13 protein-coding genes are annotated in these 15,405 nt (G+C 73.0%); 7 read left to right on the top strand and 6 right to left on the bottom strand.

Features of this window, described 5'->3' with window-relative positions; translation table 11 throughout:
- Positions 1-42: 42 nt before the first annotated feature.
- Positions 43-2,166, bottom strand: coding sequence for a SpoIIE family protein phosphatase (locus ACZ5CW_RS38635; RefSeq protein ID WP_468610048.1), 2,124 nt, complete (start codon positions 2,164-2,166; stop codon positions 43-45).
- A gap of 213 nt (positions 2,167-2,379) precedes the next feature.
- Between ACZ5CW_RS38635 and ACZ5CW_RS38630 the strand changes: the two genes are divergently transcribed.
- On the top strand, positions 2,380-3,168 hold the full coding sequence (locus ACZ5CW_RS38630) for a DUF427 domain-containing protein (protein ID WP_468610046.1): 789 nt from the start codon (positions 2,380-2,382) through the stop codon (positions 3,166-3,168).
- Positions 3,169-3,219: 51 nt separating this feature from the next.
- Here ACZ5CW_RS38630 and ACZ5CW_RS38625 read toward each other — a convergent pair whose 3' ends face one another.
- The gene (locus ACZ5CW_RS38625) at positions 3,220-3,819 is read right to left on the bottom strand and encodes a TetR/AcrR family transcriptional regulator (RefSeq protein ID WP_468610044.1); all 600 of its coding nucleotides are present in this window, start codon (positions 3,817-3,819) and stop codon (positions 3,220-3,222) included.
- 116 nt (positions 3,820-3,935) lie between these two features.
- On the opposite strand from ACZ5CW_RS38625, the gene ACZ5CW_RS38620 reads away from it, so the two are divergent.
- The 3 genes from ACZ5CW_RS38620 to ACZ5CW_RS38610 all read left to right on the top strand — a co-directional run bounded on the left by ACZ5CW_RS38620 (position 3,936) and on the right by ACZ5CW_RS38610 (position 9,805).
- Positions 3,936-4,727, top strand: a complete 792-nt coding sequence (locus ACZ5CW_RS38620) for an SDR family NAD(P)-dependent oxidoreductase (RefSeq protein WP_468610042.1) — start codon at positions 3,936-3,938, stop codon at positions 4,725-4,727.
- Positions 4,728-4,847: 120 nt separating this feature from the next.
- Positions 4,848-8,564, top strand: a complete 3,717-nt coding sequence (locus ACZ5CW_RS38615) for a WD40 repeat domain-containing serine/threonine protein kinase (RefSeq protein WP_468610040.1) — start codon at positions 4,848-4,850, stop codon at positions 8,562-8,564.
- A complete protein-coding gene (locus ACZ5CW_RS38610) occupies positions 8,561-9,805 on the top strand; it encodes a protein kinase domain-containing protein (protein WP_468610038.1) in 1,245 nt (414 codons plus the stop codon). Before ACZ5CW_RS38615 ends, ACZ5CW_RS38610 begins: the two co-directional genes overlap by 4 nt.
- A 41-nt stretch (positions 9,806-9,846) precedes the next feature.
- Here ACZ5CW_RS38610 and ACZ5CW_RS38605 read toward each other — a convergent pair whose 3' ends face one another.
- Genes ACZ5CW_RS38605 through ACZ5CW_RS38595 form a run of 3 tightly spaced genes read right to left on the bottom strand, consistent with a single transcriptional unit; the run spans position 9,847 to position 12,206 of the window.
- Positions 9,847-10,545, bottom strand: coding sequence for a hypothetical protein (locus tag ACZ5CW_RS38605; RefSeq protein WP_468610036.1), 699 nt, complete (start codon positions 10,543-10,545; stop codon positions 9,847-9,849).
- Positions 10,546-10,586: 41 nt separating this feature from the next.
- Entirely contained in the window at positions 10,587-11,225 is a 639-nt protein-coding gene (locus tag ACZ5CW_RS38600) for a DUF7019 family protein (protein ID WP_468610034.1), read from the bottom strand.
- A 51-nt stretch (positions 11,226-11,276) separates the two neighbouring features.
- Complete coding sequence (locus tag ACZ5CW_RS38595) at positions 11,277-12,206, bottom strand: L,D-transpeptidase (RefSeq protein WP_468610032.1); 930 nt, start codon at positions 12,204-12,206, stop codon at positions 11,277-11,279.
- Positions 12,207-12,344: 138 nt separating this feature from the next.
- Here ACZ5CW_RS38595 and ACZ5CW_RS38590 point away from each other — a divergent pair, with 138 nt between their 5' ends.
- Together ACZ5CW_RS38590 and ACZ5CW_RS38585 are read left to right on the top strand one after the other, a co-directional pair.
- Positions 12,345-12,860 (top strand): SigE family RNA polymerase sigma factor, encoded by a 516-nt coding sequence (locus ACZ5CW_RS38590; protein ID WP_468610030.1) that lies wholly within the window; start codon positions 12,345-12,347, stop codon positions 12,858-12,860.
- A complete protein-coding gene (locus tag ACZ5CW_RS38585) occupies positions 12,850-13,530 on the top strand; it encodes a L,D-transpeptidase (RefSeq protein WP_468610028.1) in 681 nt (226 codons plus the stop codon). The genes ACZ5CW_RS38590 and ACZ5CW_RS38585 overlap by 11 nt, the downstream gene beginning before the upstream one ends.
- Here ACZ5CW_RS38585 and ACZ5CW_RS38580 read toward each other — a convergent pair.
- Positions 13,527-14,486 (bottom strand): LysR family transcriptional regulator, encoded by a 960-nt coding sequence (locus ACZ5CW_RS38580; protein ID WP_468610026.1) that lies wholly within the window; start codon positions 14,484-14,486, stop codon positions 13,527-13,529. The genes ACZ5CW_RS38585 and ACZ5CW_RS38580 overlap by 4 nt on opposite strands.
- A 57-nt stretch (positions 14,487-14,543) precedes the next feature.
- On the opposite strand from ACZ5CW_RS38580, the gene ACZ5CW_RS38575 reads away from it, so the two are divergent.
- Positions 14,544-15,329: an NAD(P)-dependent oxidoreductase gene (locus tag ACZ5CW_RS38575; RefSeq protein ID WP_468610024.1), complete on the top strand. Its 786-nt coding sequence runs from the start codon at positions 14,544-14,546 to the stop codon at positions 15,327-15,329.
- The last annotated feature ends 76 nt before the right edge of the window (positions 15,330-15,405 follow it).

Here is a 15,405-nt window from a genome sequence, read left to right as displayed (position 1 = left end):
CCTCCGGTACCCGTGCGAGGTTCGCGCCGACCGGCACCGCTGTCAGCGGCGCGCCGCGTGGTGCACGTAGTGCAGCACGAGCAGGGCGATGTCGTCGGTGCGCTGGCCGCCCGGGCCCGCCTGCCCCACCAGGGTGTCGATGAGCGCGTCGAGGTCCCGGTCGTCGGCGTGGGCGAGATGCCGTGCGAGGGCGTCGATGGAGTCGTCGAGGTCGACTCCCGGGACCTCGACGAGTCCGTCGGTGTAGAAGGTGAGCATGAGCCCGGGGGTGAGCGGGATCTCGGTCATGGGAAAGACGGCGTGCGGGTCGATGCCCAGGAGCGGTCCGGGCGGCACCGGGAGGGGACCGGTGCCGCCGTCGGGCAGACGCAGGATCGGTGGGGGGTGACCACCGCTGGCCAGGACCGCCCGGCGGCCGGCGAGGTCGAGGTGGGCGTAGAGGCAGCTGGTGAACAGGTCGGTGCCGAGATCGATGAGGAGCCGGTTGGTCCCCGAGAGCACCTGGTCCGGGGTCGTGCCCAGGGCCGCGTGGGCGTGGACGGCGGTGCGGACCTGCCCCATCAGAGCGGCGGCGGCCGCGTCGTGGCCCTGGACGTCGCCGATCACGGCCGCGACGACGCTGTCACCGAGCGGGATGAGGTCGTAGAAGTCTCCGCCGATGTCCATGCCCCGGGTGGCGGGCAGATAGCGGGCGGCGACCCGCAGGCCGGTGATCGCGGGCAGGGCACGCGGGAGCAGCGCCTGCTGCAGACCGTGCGCGAGGTCGTGCTTGGTGTCGTACAGGCGGGCGCGGTCGAGGGCCTGGGCGATGAGGCCGGCGAGCGAGGTCATGACGGCGCGGTCCTCGGCCGGGAAGGGGTGGGGCCGGTTGTAGGACAGGATGCAGCAGCCGACCGGACGCCCGGAGACGACCAGTGGCAGGAACGCCCAGGCCTGCTTTCCGCTGATCAGCGGCGCCTCGGGGTAGACGCGCCGCATCTCCTCCGCGTCGTCGAAGAACGCCGGGACTCCGCTGCCGAGGACCTGCCCGGCCGGAGTGAAGGCGGTGTCGAGGGGCAGGCCGTCGAGACGCTCGATGGTGTGGGGGTCGTAGCCGCGGTACCCGGTGATCCGCAGGCGACCGCCCTCGGCGGTGGACAGGACCAGGCTCTGGGCACCGAACGCCGGCATGATCTGGTCGGCGACCAGATCGATGACGTCCTGGACGCTGACGACCTCGGTCAGCGCGGCGGCCAGGTGCATGAGCTGGTAGAGCCGGCCCGCGCGGGCCGGTGTGGCGGTGCGGCTGGTGCGCCGGGAGGCCGGTGTGGGCGGACCCTCGCCTCCGCTCGGGACGATCCGGACACTGATGCCGCTGGCGTCCGGGTACATGTGGAAGTCCAGCCAGCGGTCCGGCGGGCGGCACGCCGTGAACGCGACGGGCTCGCGGCTGATCACCGCGGCGCGATAGCTGTCCTCGTAGACCGGGTCGTCGAGCCAGCGCAGGGCCTGCCACGGAACGGTGCCCAGCAGGTCACCGGCGTCCCGGCCCAGCAGCTCGCAGGCGCATGCGCTCAGGTAGGAGAAGCGCCCCTCGAGGTCCAGCGCGCAGCTGCCGCCGGGCAGCCGTTCGATGAAGTCGGCGGCGGCCATCGCCGGGCTCGCGGAGCGGCGGCCCCTTCCCGCGGGGAGTACGCGCGGCCGGTCGGCGGGGGCGGCCGGCGTTCCGTTCTCCGGGGCTTCCTCCAGCAGCCTGGCGAGCTGGCCGCAGCTGGCCGCGACGTGCCCTCGCTCCCGCTGGGTCATGTACGGCGGACGGGTGGCCGGCCACATCAGCACCAGGGCTCCCCACCGCCGGACGCCGGTGACCGGTGCGGCGACCAACGCCAACGGGTACGGCAGCGCCATCGCGGTGCGCGGATAGGTGCGGGCCAGCTCCTCCTGGCTGCCGACCCACACCATGCGATCGTCGCGTACGGCTTCGGCCACCGGCACCGGAGCGCCCAGCGGAATCGTCGCCCACGGCGCGGCGAAGTCGGTCGGTACCCCGCACATCACGTCCAGCAGCAACTGCTGCTCGTCGGGTGCGAGCAGGTACAGGGCGCCGATGGAAGCACCCGTCTGGCGCATCGTCTCCACGAACGCGGCATCCCGCGCGTCGGTGGCCGCCTCACCCGCTCCGGTCACGCGGCACCTCCAGCCTGGCAGGGGCGTCTCCCGGCACCGTCACACGAGTCATGGGCCCGCGCCGCCCGCCGCACCCGCGCCCGGCGCACCCGACCTCGCTCATATCGGGACGCTACGCCCCCGCGCAGCGCTCGGCACGCGGTCCGGCCCGCCCCGGGAACCTCGTGGAGGATGTGAGGGTGTGCGCACGCCGAGGGCGAGGGAGAACGGGACATGACCACGCTGAGCACCGCCGCGTCCCTTCACGGCACCCCGGAAGGCCTCCTCTGGGAGCCGAGCGAACGCTGGGTGCGCGGCCGTAAGGGCGAGGTCACGGTCGTCGACAGCCGTCATCCGGTCCTCGTGTGGGAGCCGGGCGTCCCCGTGCCGCTGTACGCGTTCCCGCGCGAGGAGGTCCGCGAGGATCTGCTGCGCCCTGCGCGGAACCCGCCCACCGGCGCCCACACCGGTTCGACGGTCTTCTACGACCTCGCGGTCGGGGGCGCGTTGCTTGAGAACGCGGCCTGGACGTTCCCCGCCGCCGACCTGGCCGGCCATATCGCCTTCGAGTGGTTCCAGCGCACCGGCAAGGGCCTCGACCACTGGTACGAGGAGGAAGAGGAGATCTTCGTCCATCCCCGTGACCCGCACAAACGGGTCGACGCCGTCCCCAGCAGCCGGCACGTGCGGGTGGAGATCGGCGGCACGGTGGTCGCCGACACCCACCGCCCGGTCCTCCTCTTCGAGACGGGCCTGCCCACCCGCTACTACATCCCCCGCGAGGACGTCCGTCTCGAACTCTTCGTCCCGACCGACCATCACACCGGCTGCCCCTACAAGGGCACCGCCGCGTACTGGTCCTGGCACGGCGAGGCGGACGTCCCGCCCGACGTCGTGTGGAGCTACCCCGATCCGCTGCCCGCGGTGGCCGCCGTGAAGGGGCTGCTCGCCTTCTACAACGAGGCGGTCGACATCACGGTGGACGGCCGGCGCCTGGAACGTCCGGTCACCCACTTCATGTGAGAAGCGCTGTGCCGTCGGCCGGCGTCCGTCGCCGTCGTGCGGCCGAGGGCATCACGCCGCAGGACCCTGCGCGGGCGAGCGGCCGGCCGCGCCGCGTACGAGCAGCAGCAGGGCGTCGACCAGGTCGTCCACGGGGCTGCCCGTGGCCAGCCGCCGCAGTTGCAGGCCCATCACGAGGGCGACGGTGGTGGCGGCCAGGCGTTCCGCGTCCGGGACGCCCAGTGCGGTCAGGATCTGGGTGGCGAGGCGGTCGTAGGCCCGGAACGCCTCCGCCGCCGCCTCCCGCAGCCGCTCGTCGCGCCCGGAGTGGAGGTACAGCTCGAACGGGGCGAGTTGGGCGCTGTCCAGTGCCGTGCCGCAGGCGACCTGGCCGGCCAGGGACGCCGCGTCCTCGATGTCGAGGCCTTCCGTCTGGCACTGGTCGGCCAGCTCGGTGAAGTGCCGTGCCTCCTCGCGCACGAAGTGCAGCAGGCTCTCCCGCAGCAGATCGTGCTGGGTCTCGAAGTGGTACGTGACCGACCCGAGGGACACTCCGGCTTCCTTGGCGATCCGCCGGTTGGTGACGGCCGCGACCCCGTCCTCGCCGATGATCCGCAGGACGGCTTGGATGATGCGCTGGCGCGTCGGGGCGGCGAGGGCGGCGTTCGGCATGTCCTTCATTGTTCCACCAGCGCTCGCCGGTCCCGGATCCGGCCGGGTCGGTGGACAGGCGCTCCCGCCAGTCCCTATTGTTCGTTCGAACGAACAATAGGGACTGGAGGACAGACGTGCACATCGCTGGGGCAACTGTTCTGCTCACCGGAGTCACGGGCGGTATCGGCAGCGCGCTCGCCGCCGAACTGTCCGCTCGCGGGGCGCGCCTCGTGCTCACCGGCCGGCGGCGGGAGGCGCTGGAACCCCTCGCCGACCGCTACGGCGCGCGGACGATCCTGGCCGATCTCGCCGAGCCGGACGATGTGCGCCGCCTCGCCGAGGAAGCGGCCGGCACGGACGTGCTCATCGCCAACGCGGCCCTTCCCTCCAGCGGCGACGTGCTGGACTACACGCCGGAGCAGATCGACCGGGCGCTCGCGGTGAACCTGCGGGCGCCCGCGATGCTCGCCCGCCTGCTCGCTCCCGGCATGGTGGCCGCCGGGCGCGGACACATCTGCTTCGTCGGATCGCTGTCGGGGATGGCGGCCACCAAGTCCTCGTCCCTGTACAACGCCTCGAAGTTCGGCCTGCGCGGCTTCTCGCTGGCTTTCCGCCAGGATCTGCACGGCACGGGCGTCGGCGTCTCGATCGTGCAGCCGGGGTTCGTGCGCGACCTGGGGATGTTCGCGAAGACGGGTTCAGCGACGCCCGGCGGGGTCCGGACCGTGTCGCCGGAGCAGGTCGTCAAGGGCGTGACGCGGGCGATCGAGCGCGATGTCGCCGAAATCAACGTGGCGCCCGTCGAGTTGCGGTTCCTCACGAAGATCGCCTCGCAGTTCCCGGGCTTCGCGGAGCGGGTGCAGCGACTGGCCGGGGCGGAGCCGGTCATGAAGGCGATCGTCGCAGCCCAGCGGTCGAGCCGCTGACGGGCCGGTCCACGGCGGCACCCTGACGTCCGGCCGCCTGGGGCGCGGGCGCCGCGAGGGGTGTGCGGGCCGAGCGTGTCGAGGTTGTCAATCCGGCTGCGGCCACGCATGGTTGACGGCATGGCGATGGGGAACTGGCGGCGCGGGGACGTCGTCCTCGGCCTGTACGAGGTGCTCGATGTCCTCGACGGCGGCGGCATGGGCCTGGTGTACCGCGTCCGGCACCGTGACTGGAACACGGATCTCGCGGTCAAGGTGCCGCGCCCCGAACTCGTGGCCACCGCGGCCGGGCGCGGCGGCTTCGAGACCGAGGCGGGTACCTGGGTCGGTCTGGCCCTGCATCCGCATGTCGTCGGCTGTGCCTACGTCCGCCGGGTCGAGGACCTGCCGTGTGTGTTCGCCGAGTGGGTCGAGGGCGGCTCGCTCGCCGAACTCGTGGGCGGCGGACGGCTGTACGAGGACTGCGGGCCGGACCCGGCGGGCGTCCTCGCGCGGATCCTGGACGTGGCCGTACAGATCGCCTGGGGCATCCACCACGCTCACCGGCAGGGCCTGATCCACCAGGACGTCAAGCCGGCCAATGTCATGGTCGACACGGGCGCCGCCTGGACCGCGAAGGTCACCGACTTCGGTCTCGCGGGCGCCCGCGCAGCGGCCGGCGAGCGCCCGGTCGTGCCACCGGGGAGCAGCCTGCTGGCCAGTTACGGCGGGATGACACCGGCGTACTGCTCACCGGAGCAGGCCGACGCGGGGTACGGCGCGCCGGTCTCGCTCACCCGCGCCACCGACGTCTGGTCCTGGGCGCTGTGCGTGCTGGAGATGTTCGTCGGCTCCCCACCGTGCCGGTACGGGCAGACGGCACCCGAGGTCTTCGCGAGCTTCCTGGAGTACGGGCGGCCCGGCCCGGGGGCGCCCCCGCTGCCCCCGGCCCTCGCCGATCTGCTGTGGCGGTGCTTCGAGGTCGACCCGGCGCGGCGCCCGCGCCGACTCGACGAACTGGCCGGGACCCTGACGCGGCTCTACGAGGAGGTCGTCGGCGCGCCGTACCCGCGCGTGGCGCCGCAGGAGGCGCGTCTGCTCGCGGCGGGCCTGAACAACCAGGCCCTGTCGCTGCTCGACCTCGGCCGTACGGACGAGGCCGAGGAGCTGTGGCGCACGGCCAAGGACGTCGACCCGCATCATCTGCCCACGGTCTACAACTGGGCCGTGTACCGCTGGCGGCGGGGCTCGCTGTCCGACGAGGACGTGGTCTCCGACCTGCGCACGACGCGGGCCCTGCACAGCGAGCCCGCTCAGGTGGACCAGTTGCTCGGCCTGGTGCATGTCGAGCGGGGCGACGACGAGGCGGCCCGCGCGCTGCTCGCGGACGCGCCGGACACCCTCGAAGCGGTGGCCGCACGCGCGGAGCTGACACGCCGGGGGCCCACTCGGCCGTGCGAGCGGCTGGACGAACATCAGGGTTCGGTGCGCGCCGTCGCCGTGAGCGCGGACGGCTCGGTGGCGGTGACGGGCGGCGAGGAAGGCCGCCTGCGTGTGTGGGAACCGGCCGGCAACCGCTGCCGGTACGTGCTGCCCCTGGAGCCGGGTGACGAAGCGCTCGCGCCGGTCACCGCGGTCGCGCTCGCTCCCGACGGGCGTACCGCGCTGGTCGGGCGCCGCAGTGGCTCCCTCGAACTGTGGGACGTGGCGGCCGGAAGGCGCCTGAGCGTCTTCGCCGGGCACGCCTCGGCGGCCGTCGCGGTCGCCCTGAACGGCTCCGGCGGTGCCGTGGTCGCTCATGACGGCGGACCGGTCGAGGTCTGGGAGCTGAGTCCGGAACGGGACGGAGCGGGCGGGCAGGCCGAACGGCTCGGATGGGACGGACGTGTGGTGCGCGCGCTCGAGCACCCGCCCGCGACGTTCCAGAAGCTGGACCCGGTCACCCGACGCGTCCTGCCCGAGATCCACAGCAGCCCTTCCGTCGTCTCCGCCGTCGCGCTCACCGAGGACGGGCAGGTCGCGGTGTCGGCGTCGAACGAGGAGGGCAGCGTGGTGTCCTGGGAGGTGGCCACCGGCCGGCCGCTCGGCCGCCTCGTGAAGTCGGCCGACATGCACGGCACCGGAATCGATCTGATCGCGCTCAGCACGGACGGAACCTACGCACTGCTGAGCGGCCGCCTCCAGGCCATGGTGCGCATCTGGGAGACCCGGACCGACCGGGTCCGGGACACCGTTCCGGACAAGCTCGGCGACTACTGCCGGGTGGCCCTGAACAGTGACGCGAGCGTCGGCGTCTCCATACCGTCCGGGAGCGCCGACCGGCACATGCGTGTCTGGGAGACGCGTACCGGCCGCTGTGTCCGCACGGTCCTCACCGAGGCCGTGGTCGAACCCGTCACGGGGATGACCCTGCCGATGCAGCTCAGCGGTGTGGCCGTCAGCGGTGACGGCCGGGTCGTCGTGCTGGGCGACGAGTGGGGCGGTGTCCAGTTCCACCACCTCGCCCCCGGCGGGTACCGGGCCCCCTGGAGCTACGCGCGTCCGCGGACCGCCGTCGCCCTCACGGACGACGAGACCCGGGTCGACGGCATGGTCGAGCGCGCGGCGGAACTGGCCGAGCAGGGCAGGGTGCGGGACGCGGCCGAACAGGTGCGGGCCGCACGCGCGGTCCCCGGCTTCGAACGCCACCCGGAACTGCGGGCGATCTGGGCGCACCTGGGCGGTTCGGCGGGCCGGCGCACGGACGTGCTGAGCATCTGGCAGCGCTACGACCTCAGCGGCGGTCTCGTCCTCACGCAGCAGGTGAGCCTCGGACTGAGTCTCGACGCGGAACTCGCCGTGACCGGCGGGTCCGACGGCCGCGTCCGGGTATGGGAGCTGCAGACCGGGCAGCAGGTTCACACGTTCGCCGAGCGGGTGGCCAACACCCACACCGTGCTGATCGCGGAGGACTGCCGTCTCGCCGTCACGGCCGACTGGGGCGGGGCCGCGCACGTGTGGGACTTCGAGAGCGGCACGAGACGTGCCCAGTTGTACGGCGACCAGGGGCACGTGAAGGTGGTCGCCATCGACCGGAAGGGGGAGCACGCGCTGGTCGGCGACCAGGGCGGAGCGTTGTGCCTGTGGTACCTCCGCAGGGCCGACGCGGATCGTACGGCCGTCGCACCCCACCAGGGCCGCACCATGCTGGCGCACGACGGTCCCGTCGGGGTCGTCCGGCTGAGCGCCGACGGACGGTTCGCCGCCTCGGCCGGGCTGGAGGACCGCACCGCACGGCTGTGGGCGACGCGAACCGGCGTCCCGCTGCTGACGTGCCCGCTCGACGGACTCGACCCCGAGCTGAGGTTCTCCCCGGACGGCGGCCGGTTGTTCGTCAGCTGCGTCGGCACGCTGTCCGCGTGGGACGTACGCACCCGGCGACACCTGTACGACCGGCAGACCGGACACGGCCCGCTGGCGCTCAGCGCGGACGGACGCATCGCCGTCAGCCCGGGCCTGCTGAAGGTCGAGGTGTGGGACACCGGGTCCGGGAGAACCGTGTGCGAACTGCCCGAGCACGGCTCGACGTTCGACGTGAGCCCCGACGGGCACTACGTCGTCACCGCCGGCCACGACCGGAGCCTGCGCATGTGGGACGTGCGCAGCGGCCGGTGCCTGCACACCCTCGAAGGACACCCCGAGTCCCTCACCCTCGTGTCCTTCACCGCGGACGGCCGCAACCTCGTCTCCGCCGATCTCCGGCCGGGCATCAGGCTGTGGGAGCTGGACTTCGACTACGACTTCACGGACGGCGGCTCCACGGGCGACGGCTCCACGGGCCGCCCCGGCGCCGAGCAGGAAGGTGCCGGGGGCCGGTGACCGCACAGGTGACCGTCTCCGTGCACACTCGCACCGGGGTGCTGGAGTACGGCTTCAGCGAGCCGGTGACGTGTGAGGTGGGCCGGTCGGGAGAGTGCCGGATCCGCATCCCCGAGGACCACCGTGGCGTGTCCCGACGGCACTGCCGACTGGACCTGGACCCGCCGCGGCTGCGCGTGCGCGACCTGGGCAGCAGCTACGGCACCCATGTCAACGGCGAGCGCCTGGGCGCCCTCGTCGAGCGGCCGCTGGCGGACGGCGACGAGATCCGCGTCGGTGACGTACGGCTGCTGATCACCGTCACGGAGCCGCCTGAGGGCACGACGGCGGCCGGCCCCGAGGAGCCGGCCCGCCACGCACCGGTGCGGATCCCCGGCTACGCACTCGTCCGGGAGCTGGGTCGTGGTTCCCAGGGAGTCGTCCACCTGGCCCGGCATCTGACGTCGGGGGAACTCGTCGCGCTCAAGCAGATGTCGGCCCCCCGGCCGGTGGACGACAACGCGCGTTTCGCGTTCCGCCGCGAACTCGTCGGCATCCGCGCCCTGCGCCATCCGAACATCGTCGCGTTCCGCGGCGGCGGCGACGAGAAGAACGCGTTCTACTTCGCCACCGAGTACTGTCCCGGTGGCAGCCTCGAGGACTGGGCGGCCCGGAACGGGGGTGCGCTGCCGGTGGAGCGGGCGCTGGCCGTCGTCCGGCAGGTGCTCTCGGGGCTGGCCTACGCCCACCAGGCCGAACTGCCTTCGCCGCGGCAGCCGGACGGCACGGTCGCCCTGGCACGCGGCCTGGTGCACCGGGATGTGAAACCGGCCAACATCCTGTTGGCGGAGCCGGCCGCCGACGGCCTGCCTGTGGTCAAGCTCGCGGACTTCGGGCTGGCCAAGGCGTTCGAGCGCGCGGGGCTGTCCGGGCACACCCGCACCGGCGCGCTGGGCGGGACGATCCCGTTCACGGCCCGTCCCCAGCTGATCGGTTACAAGTACGTGGGCCCCGAGGTCGACGTATGGGCCGCGGCGGCCTGCCTGTACTGGATGCTCACCGGTGCGACCCCGCGCGACTTCCCTCCCGACCGCGACCCGGTCATGGTGGGGTTGCGCGAGCCGGTCGTCCCGATCCGGGACCGCGCCCCGTCGGTGCCCCGGCGCCTGGCGGAGGCGATCGACGAGGCACTCGTCGACACCCCGGACATCCGGGTGCGGACGGCGACCGCACTGGCCCGGTCCCTGGCGGACGCCATGTGACGCACCGTCGGCGTCACACCGCCCCCCGGCCTCGGAGTACTTCAGCCGCCGCTGTCCCGGATGTGCGCTCCGCCGACGTTCATGGTGAATCCGGTACGGCCCTGTTTCTTGAACCCGCCCTTGAACGTGAGGGCCCGCAGGGCGTCGTCGTGCACGGCCCGCTGCCTGCCCGAGAATCCGCTCCTGTCGATGTCGAGCGTGGGAACGACGGACACCAGGGCACTGCGGAACTGCTCGGAGGCCCGGGCGACGTTGGCCTCGTAGTCAGGGTCGTCCGGGTAGCTCAGCGACACCGTCACGGGCGGTTCGGCACCGAGCCGTTCGGCCACGGTACGCAGGGAGTCCGCCAGTTTCTCGAGCGCCATCCGGAGCGCTCCGCTCAGGTCCATGTCGCCGGGGGCCCGCACGTACACCGGCGGCGCCGCCTCCGGCACGACGTAGCGCACCACCACCCGGCTGTGCTGGAACCGCACGAGCAGGGAGGGCCAGGGCCCGCCTCCCTCGACCGTGAAGGCGGGGCGCTCCGGGTTGTGGTAGAGACGCAGCATGACGTGATCGACCGTCTCCATCGCCTCGGGCGGCAGGTTGTCCGGCGTGTACGGTCCCCGGCTGCGCCGCCGTAACGCGGTCTCGTCCATCATGGCGACCATGCGGGCGGTGTCGGCGTCGATCTCCAGCATCAGCGGGTCGACGGCCAGCTCCAGGATGAGGTGACGGGCCGCGTCGATCCGCGACGACACCGCCGGCCCGGTGCCGTCCGTCCGGTTCCCGCCGCGCCACCTCATTCGGCCAGGGCGACGTAGAGCGGGCTGCCCAGGAGGACCGCCCTGTCCTCGCCGGGGTACAACTCCGGGTACGGGCACGGCCCGTGGAGCATCCGCTTCGCCACGAACTCCACGAGCTGTACCGGACCGCGCAGTGCGGAGTTGGCCCGCACGACGGCGCCCAGTGCGTCGGGGCCGGGGTCGTCGTCGCCCGAGGCCAGGGTGGCCAGCTGGGGCAGCAGGACCGGCATCAGCGAGGCGCTCATGCGGCGCCCGGGCGGGGCCTCGCCCGGGGCCGTGCTCAGGACGTGCGTCGTCGAGCCCCCGAGGCCGACGATCGTCCGCTCGCTGTGCCCGCCGAAGTACACGGCGTCCCCGTCGCCGATGGGGCCCCACTGCATCGGAAGCACCCCGTGCACGTACTGGCCGGGCTCGTCGACGTCTCCCAGGTCACCGTGGTCCGCCAGGTGGTGCAACACGCGTTCCAGACGCGCGAAGCGGTCCGGGCCCCCGCTCTCGACGCTGTGCTTGGCGCCGACCATCTTCAGGCCGACGCTCAGCTCCGTGACGCGTTTGTGCGCCCACTTCGGATCGATCTGCGACAGCAGCATGTCTACTTTGACATCGCTGACGTACAGGTAATAACGGAAGGACACATCCGCCCCTCTCCCCCGAGCCGACGCCCCCGATGCTACCCGGCCGAGAGGTCACCCGAGGGCGCTGCCGGCCCGCCATCGGGCCCAGTCGACGTTCCAGTCGCCGTAGCCGTTGCCCGGCGCGACCGTCTCCTTGGATCCGACCACCTTCACCACGTCGCCGGGGATGACCTCTTCGTAGAAGCGCTTCGCCGTGCCGTCCGTCGCGAGGCCCACGCAGCCGTGGGTGACGTTCTGCCGGCCGGCGAACGTGTCGGCCTTGGGGTTCTGGTGCAGGTAGGTGCCCGAGGCGGTGAGGTGGACCGCGTAGGAGTAGTAGCCCGCGTAGGCGTCGCCGTAGCCGACGGTCCGCGAGTCCATGAAGACCTTGGTGGCCTTGTCGGAGACGACCATCGTGCCGTTCCAGGTGTCCATGCCGGGGGCGCCGGCGGTGATGGGCACGGTGCGCGTCGCGCCGTCGTGGACGATTCTCATGGTGTGGGTGCGCACGTCCACCGTGGCGACGAGCGAGCGGCCGACCGTGAAGTGCCGGGTGATGCCCGAGCCGGCGCGCACGGTGACCCTCGTGCCCGGCTTCCAGTACGTGCGGGGCCGGAAGTCGACGCGCTGGCCGTCGAGCAGGTTGCGGTCCTTGACCCAGCTCCAGGCCCCTTCGGTGTCCGTGTCGACCTTCAGCTGCCGCTCGACGTCCGCCCGCCGGCCGCTGGGAACGGGGTGGCTGAAGGTGACGGATATGGGCATGCCGACGCCGACGGTCTGCCCGTCGGTGATGTTGACGCGCGCGCCGTCGAGTCGCCTGAGCGGGACGGCCGTCGGCTCGGGCTCGGCGGAGGCCGTCGACCCGGGCCGCGAGGGTGCCTCGGCCCGAAGGTCCTCGTCCGGTCCGGCGGTCTGCGCGCAGCCCGCGAGTGCCACCAGTACGCTCACGGCCGCACCCGTCCGCGCGAGTCCGCGGCGGCGGTTCCCGGCTTGGCTGGTCATCGTGTTCCCCCTGAAGGTGTGCTTCGATGTGCGATGTACGGGACCTGTACGCACGGGGGTGGCCACCGGGTTGCACCGCGATCCCCGGAATTTCGCGAGGACTTGTGGCACGGCCATGAGCGGGCACGTGGCGGGGGCATGACCGAAGAAGAGTTCGACGCGTTCTACGCGGCTGCGTTCCCCCGACTGACCGGCCAGCTCTACGCGCTCACCGGGGATCACGGCGAGGCTCAGGACGTGGTGCAGGAAGCGTTCATCCGAGCCTGGGACCGACGCGGTGAACTCCTCGCCGACGGGGCGCCCGAGGCGTGGATCAGGACCGTGGCCATGCGGCTCGCGGTCAGCCGCTGGCGGCGGGCGCGGCGCTGGCTGGACATAGTGCGCCGTACTCCGCCGCCGGACCACATGCCGGGCCCGGATCCGGATCGTGCCGCGCTGGTGGCCGCCCTGCGCGAACTGCCCGAGGCGCAGCGGATGGCCCTGGTCCTGCACCATCTGTGCGACCTGAGTGTGGAGCAGGTAGCCTCCGAGACCGGTGCCCCCGTGGGGACCGTCAAGGCGAGGCTGGCCCGCGGCCGGGCGGCGCTGGCCCGCGAACTGGCCGCCGGCGAAGGGGAAACGGAGAGGGAGAGGGAGGACGACCGTGTCCGATGACCTCACCACGGGACTGCGCGAACTGGCCGAGTCCGGGCAGGCGGCGCCGTCCCTCCCCGGCACGGAGATCCGCCGCCGCTCGGGCGCGCGCCGACGTCGGCGTCGTACGGCCGCCGTGCTCGCCGGTGCCTGCGCCGTGGCCGTCCTGGGCGTGACGCTGCTGCTCGGTCACCCCGGTCCCGGCGCCGACGACCCTCCCGTCACTCCGGCCGCGCCCCCCACGTCCACGCCGAGCGCCCGGTCGGCGCCCTTCGCCACGGTGGACCTGACCCGGCGGGTGCTCTCCGCGGGAGGCCGCGAACTCGGCGTCTCCGCGGGCAAGTCGGGGTCCGCCACGCCGGTCGGGCGGCTGACGGTCACCGCCCGGGAGAGGTCCCTGTCGGTCTCCGACGAGACGGTCGGCTTCAAGGACGGCTACCGCCTGAAGATCCCGTGGGTGGTCGAACTCCGCGCGGCGGACGGCAGCAGTACCTTCCTGGGCGGCCTGTTCTACAACACCGAAGCGCTCGGTCGTTATGACGCGACCAACGGCTGGATCGGCCTGGCCCCCGAGGACGCTCAGTGGCTGTACGGGCAGGTGCGGGTGGGGGATGTGATCGACGTGAAGGACGGCGTGCGGCGGACGAAGATCCCGCCGCAGACAGGAGGAGCCGGCTCCGGCTCCGGCTAGAGCCTGGCCGGGCGGTCGGGGCTCGGCGACCCGGCAGGGGCGGGAACCTGGGCGTCGGAGAGCCTCGTGCCCACGTCCCACTCCCCCAGCAGCCCGGCGAACTCCAGTGCGGCGGCCAGGGGTTCGTCCGGCAGCGCCACATGGACCTTCCGGGTGGGGCCGTGCTCGAGCAGTGGTCGCAGCACCACATCGGCCGGTACGGCGCGCGCGGCCAGCTCGGGCACGAGTGTCACGCCGAGACCGGCGGAGACGAACCCGAACTTGCCCGTCCATTCCGCCACCCGCAGCCCCCTGCGCGGCGTGAACCCGGCCGCGGCGCAGGCCACGGCGAGCTGCGTGGTCCGGCCGCGCGGCGCCGCCTCGATCCAGGTCTCCTCGGCGAGGTCGCGCAGGTCGATGGCGTCCTGCGCGGCGAGCCGGTGCGTGTGCGGCAGCGCGACCAGCATCCGGTCCTCCAGCAGCAGCCGTCCCCCGACCGGCAGCCCGGCGGGGTAGTCGCTGACCACGGCCACGTCCAGCGCGCCTGCGTGGAGCCGGTCGAGCAGGGTCGCGCTCAGTGCCTCGGTCATCCGCAGCTCGACGCGTGGGTGCCGGGCCGCGAAGGCCTTCATGGCGGCGGGCACCAGATCGACGTTGGCCGTGGCGAACGCCCCGACCCGCAGGGTGCCGCCGCTGCCCGCGTGGATGGCCGCCAGTTCCTCCTTGGCGTGCTCGAGCCGGTCGAGTACGGCGACGGCGTGACGGCGCAGCGCGGCTCCGGCCGGCGTCAGCCGTACCCCGCGCGCCAGGCGCTCGAAGAGGGGGCCGCCGGCGGCGCGTTCGAGTGCGGCGACGCGGCGTGAGACCGCCGACTGGGTGTAGCCGAGCAGTTCGGCGGCGGCGGTGAAGGAGCCGCTCCGGGCGACCTCGTCGTAGAGGCGGAGTGTGGCCGCGTCAAAGACATTCAGATCATGCATGGCTGCCATGCAATCTAGTCGATTGTGGAATGCCCCGGCCGGGAGTTGACTGCTCGCATGATCGCTTTTCTTGGACAGGGACGCATGGGTGCTCCCATGGCACGGCGGCTGGCCGAGGCCGGGTACGAGGTGACGACGTGGCGGCGGGGCACGGGGGTGACGGCCGCCGAGGCCGTCGCGGGCGCGGACCTGGTGATCTCCATGCTCAGTGCCCCCGACGCGGTGCGCGAGGTGCTCACGGCGGCACTGCCGGGGCTGCGCCCGGGTGCGACGGTGGTGGAGATGTCCACGATCGGGCCGGAGGCCGTCGCCGGGCTGCGGGACCTGTTGCCGGGCGAGGTCCGGCTGGTGGACGCGCCGGTGCTGGGCAGCGTGGGCCCGGCCGCCGACGGCTCGCTGGTCGTGCTGGCCGGCGGCGAGGCCGGACCGGTGCGCGAAGTGCTGTCGGTCTTCGGCACGGTGCGCGCGTGCGGACCGCTCGGCGCGGGTGCCGCGCTGAAGCTGGCCGTGATGAGCGCGCTCGTGCCCGCTCAGGTGGTGCTCGCCGAGACGCTGGCCTATGGCGAGGCACACGGCGTCGACCGGACACAGCTGGTCGAGGTGCTGGCGCGGACTCCGCTGGGCGGCCTGGCGGCGCGGGTGGCCGATCCGGGGACCGAGACCCGTTACGCGCTCGGCCTCGCGGCCAAGGATCTGCGGCTGGCGGCCTGGCCGGGTGCGCCGACGACGGCCAGGGCCCGTGCGTGGCTGGAGGAGGCGGAAGCGGCCGGGCTCGGCGACCGGGACCTGACGGCGATCGCCCGCTTCGTCGCACTCGAGGGCAGGGCGGCGGCTGTCGCATAGACCGCAGAACGGCCCAACTCGCCCACAGGACTGTCGTACGCGCCGCAGCCCGTGCATGATCGGTCTGCGCACCGAT

The organism is Streptomyces sp. NPDC031379 (assembly GCF_055569615.1).
Note: the sequence above shows the minus strand (reverse complement) of the source record. Positions and strands in the feature narration are given on the sequence as shown.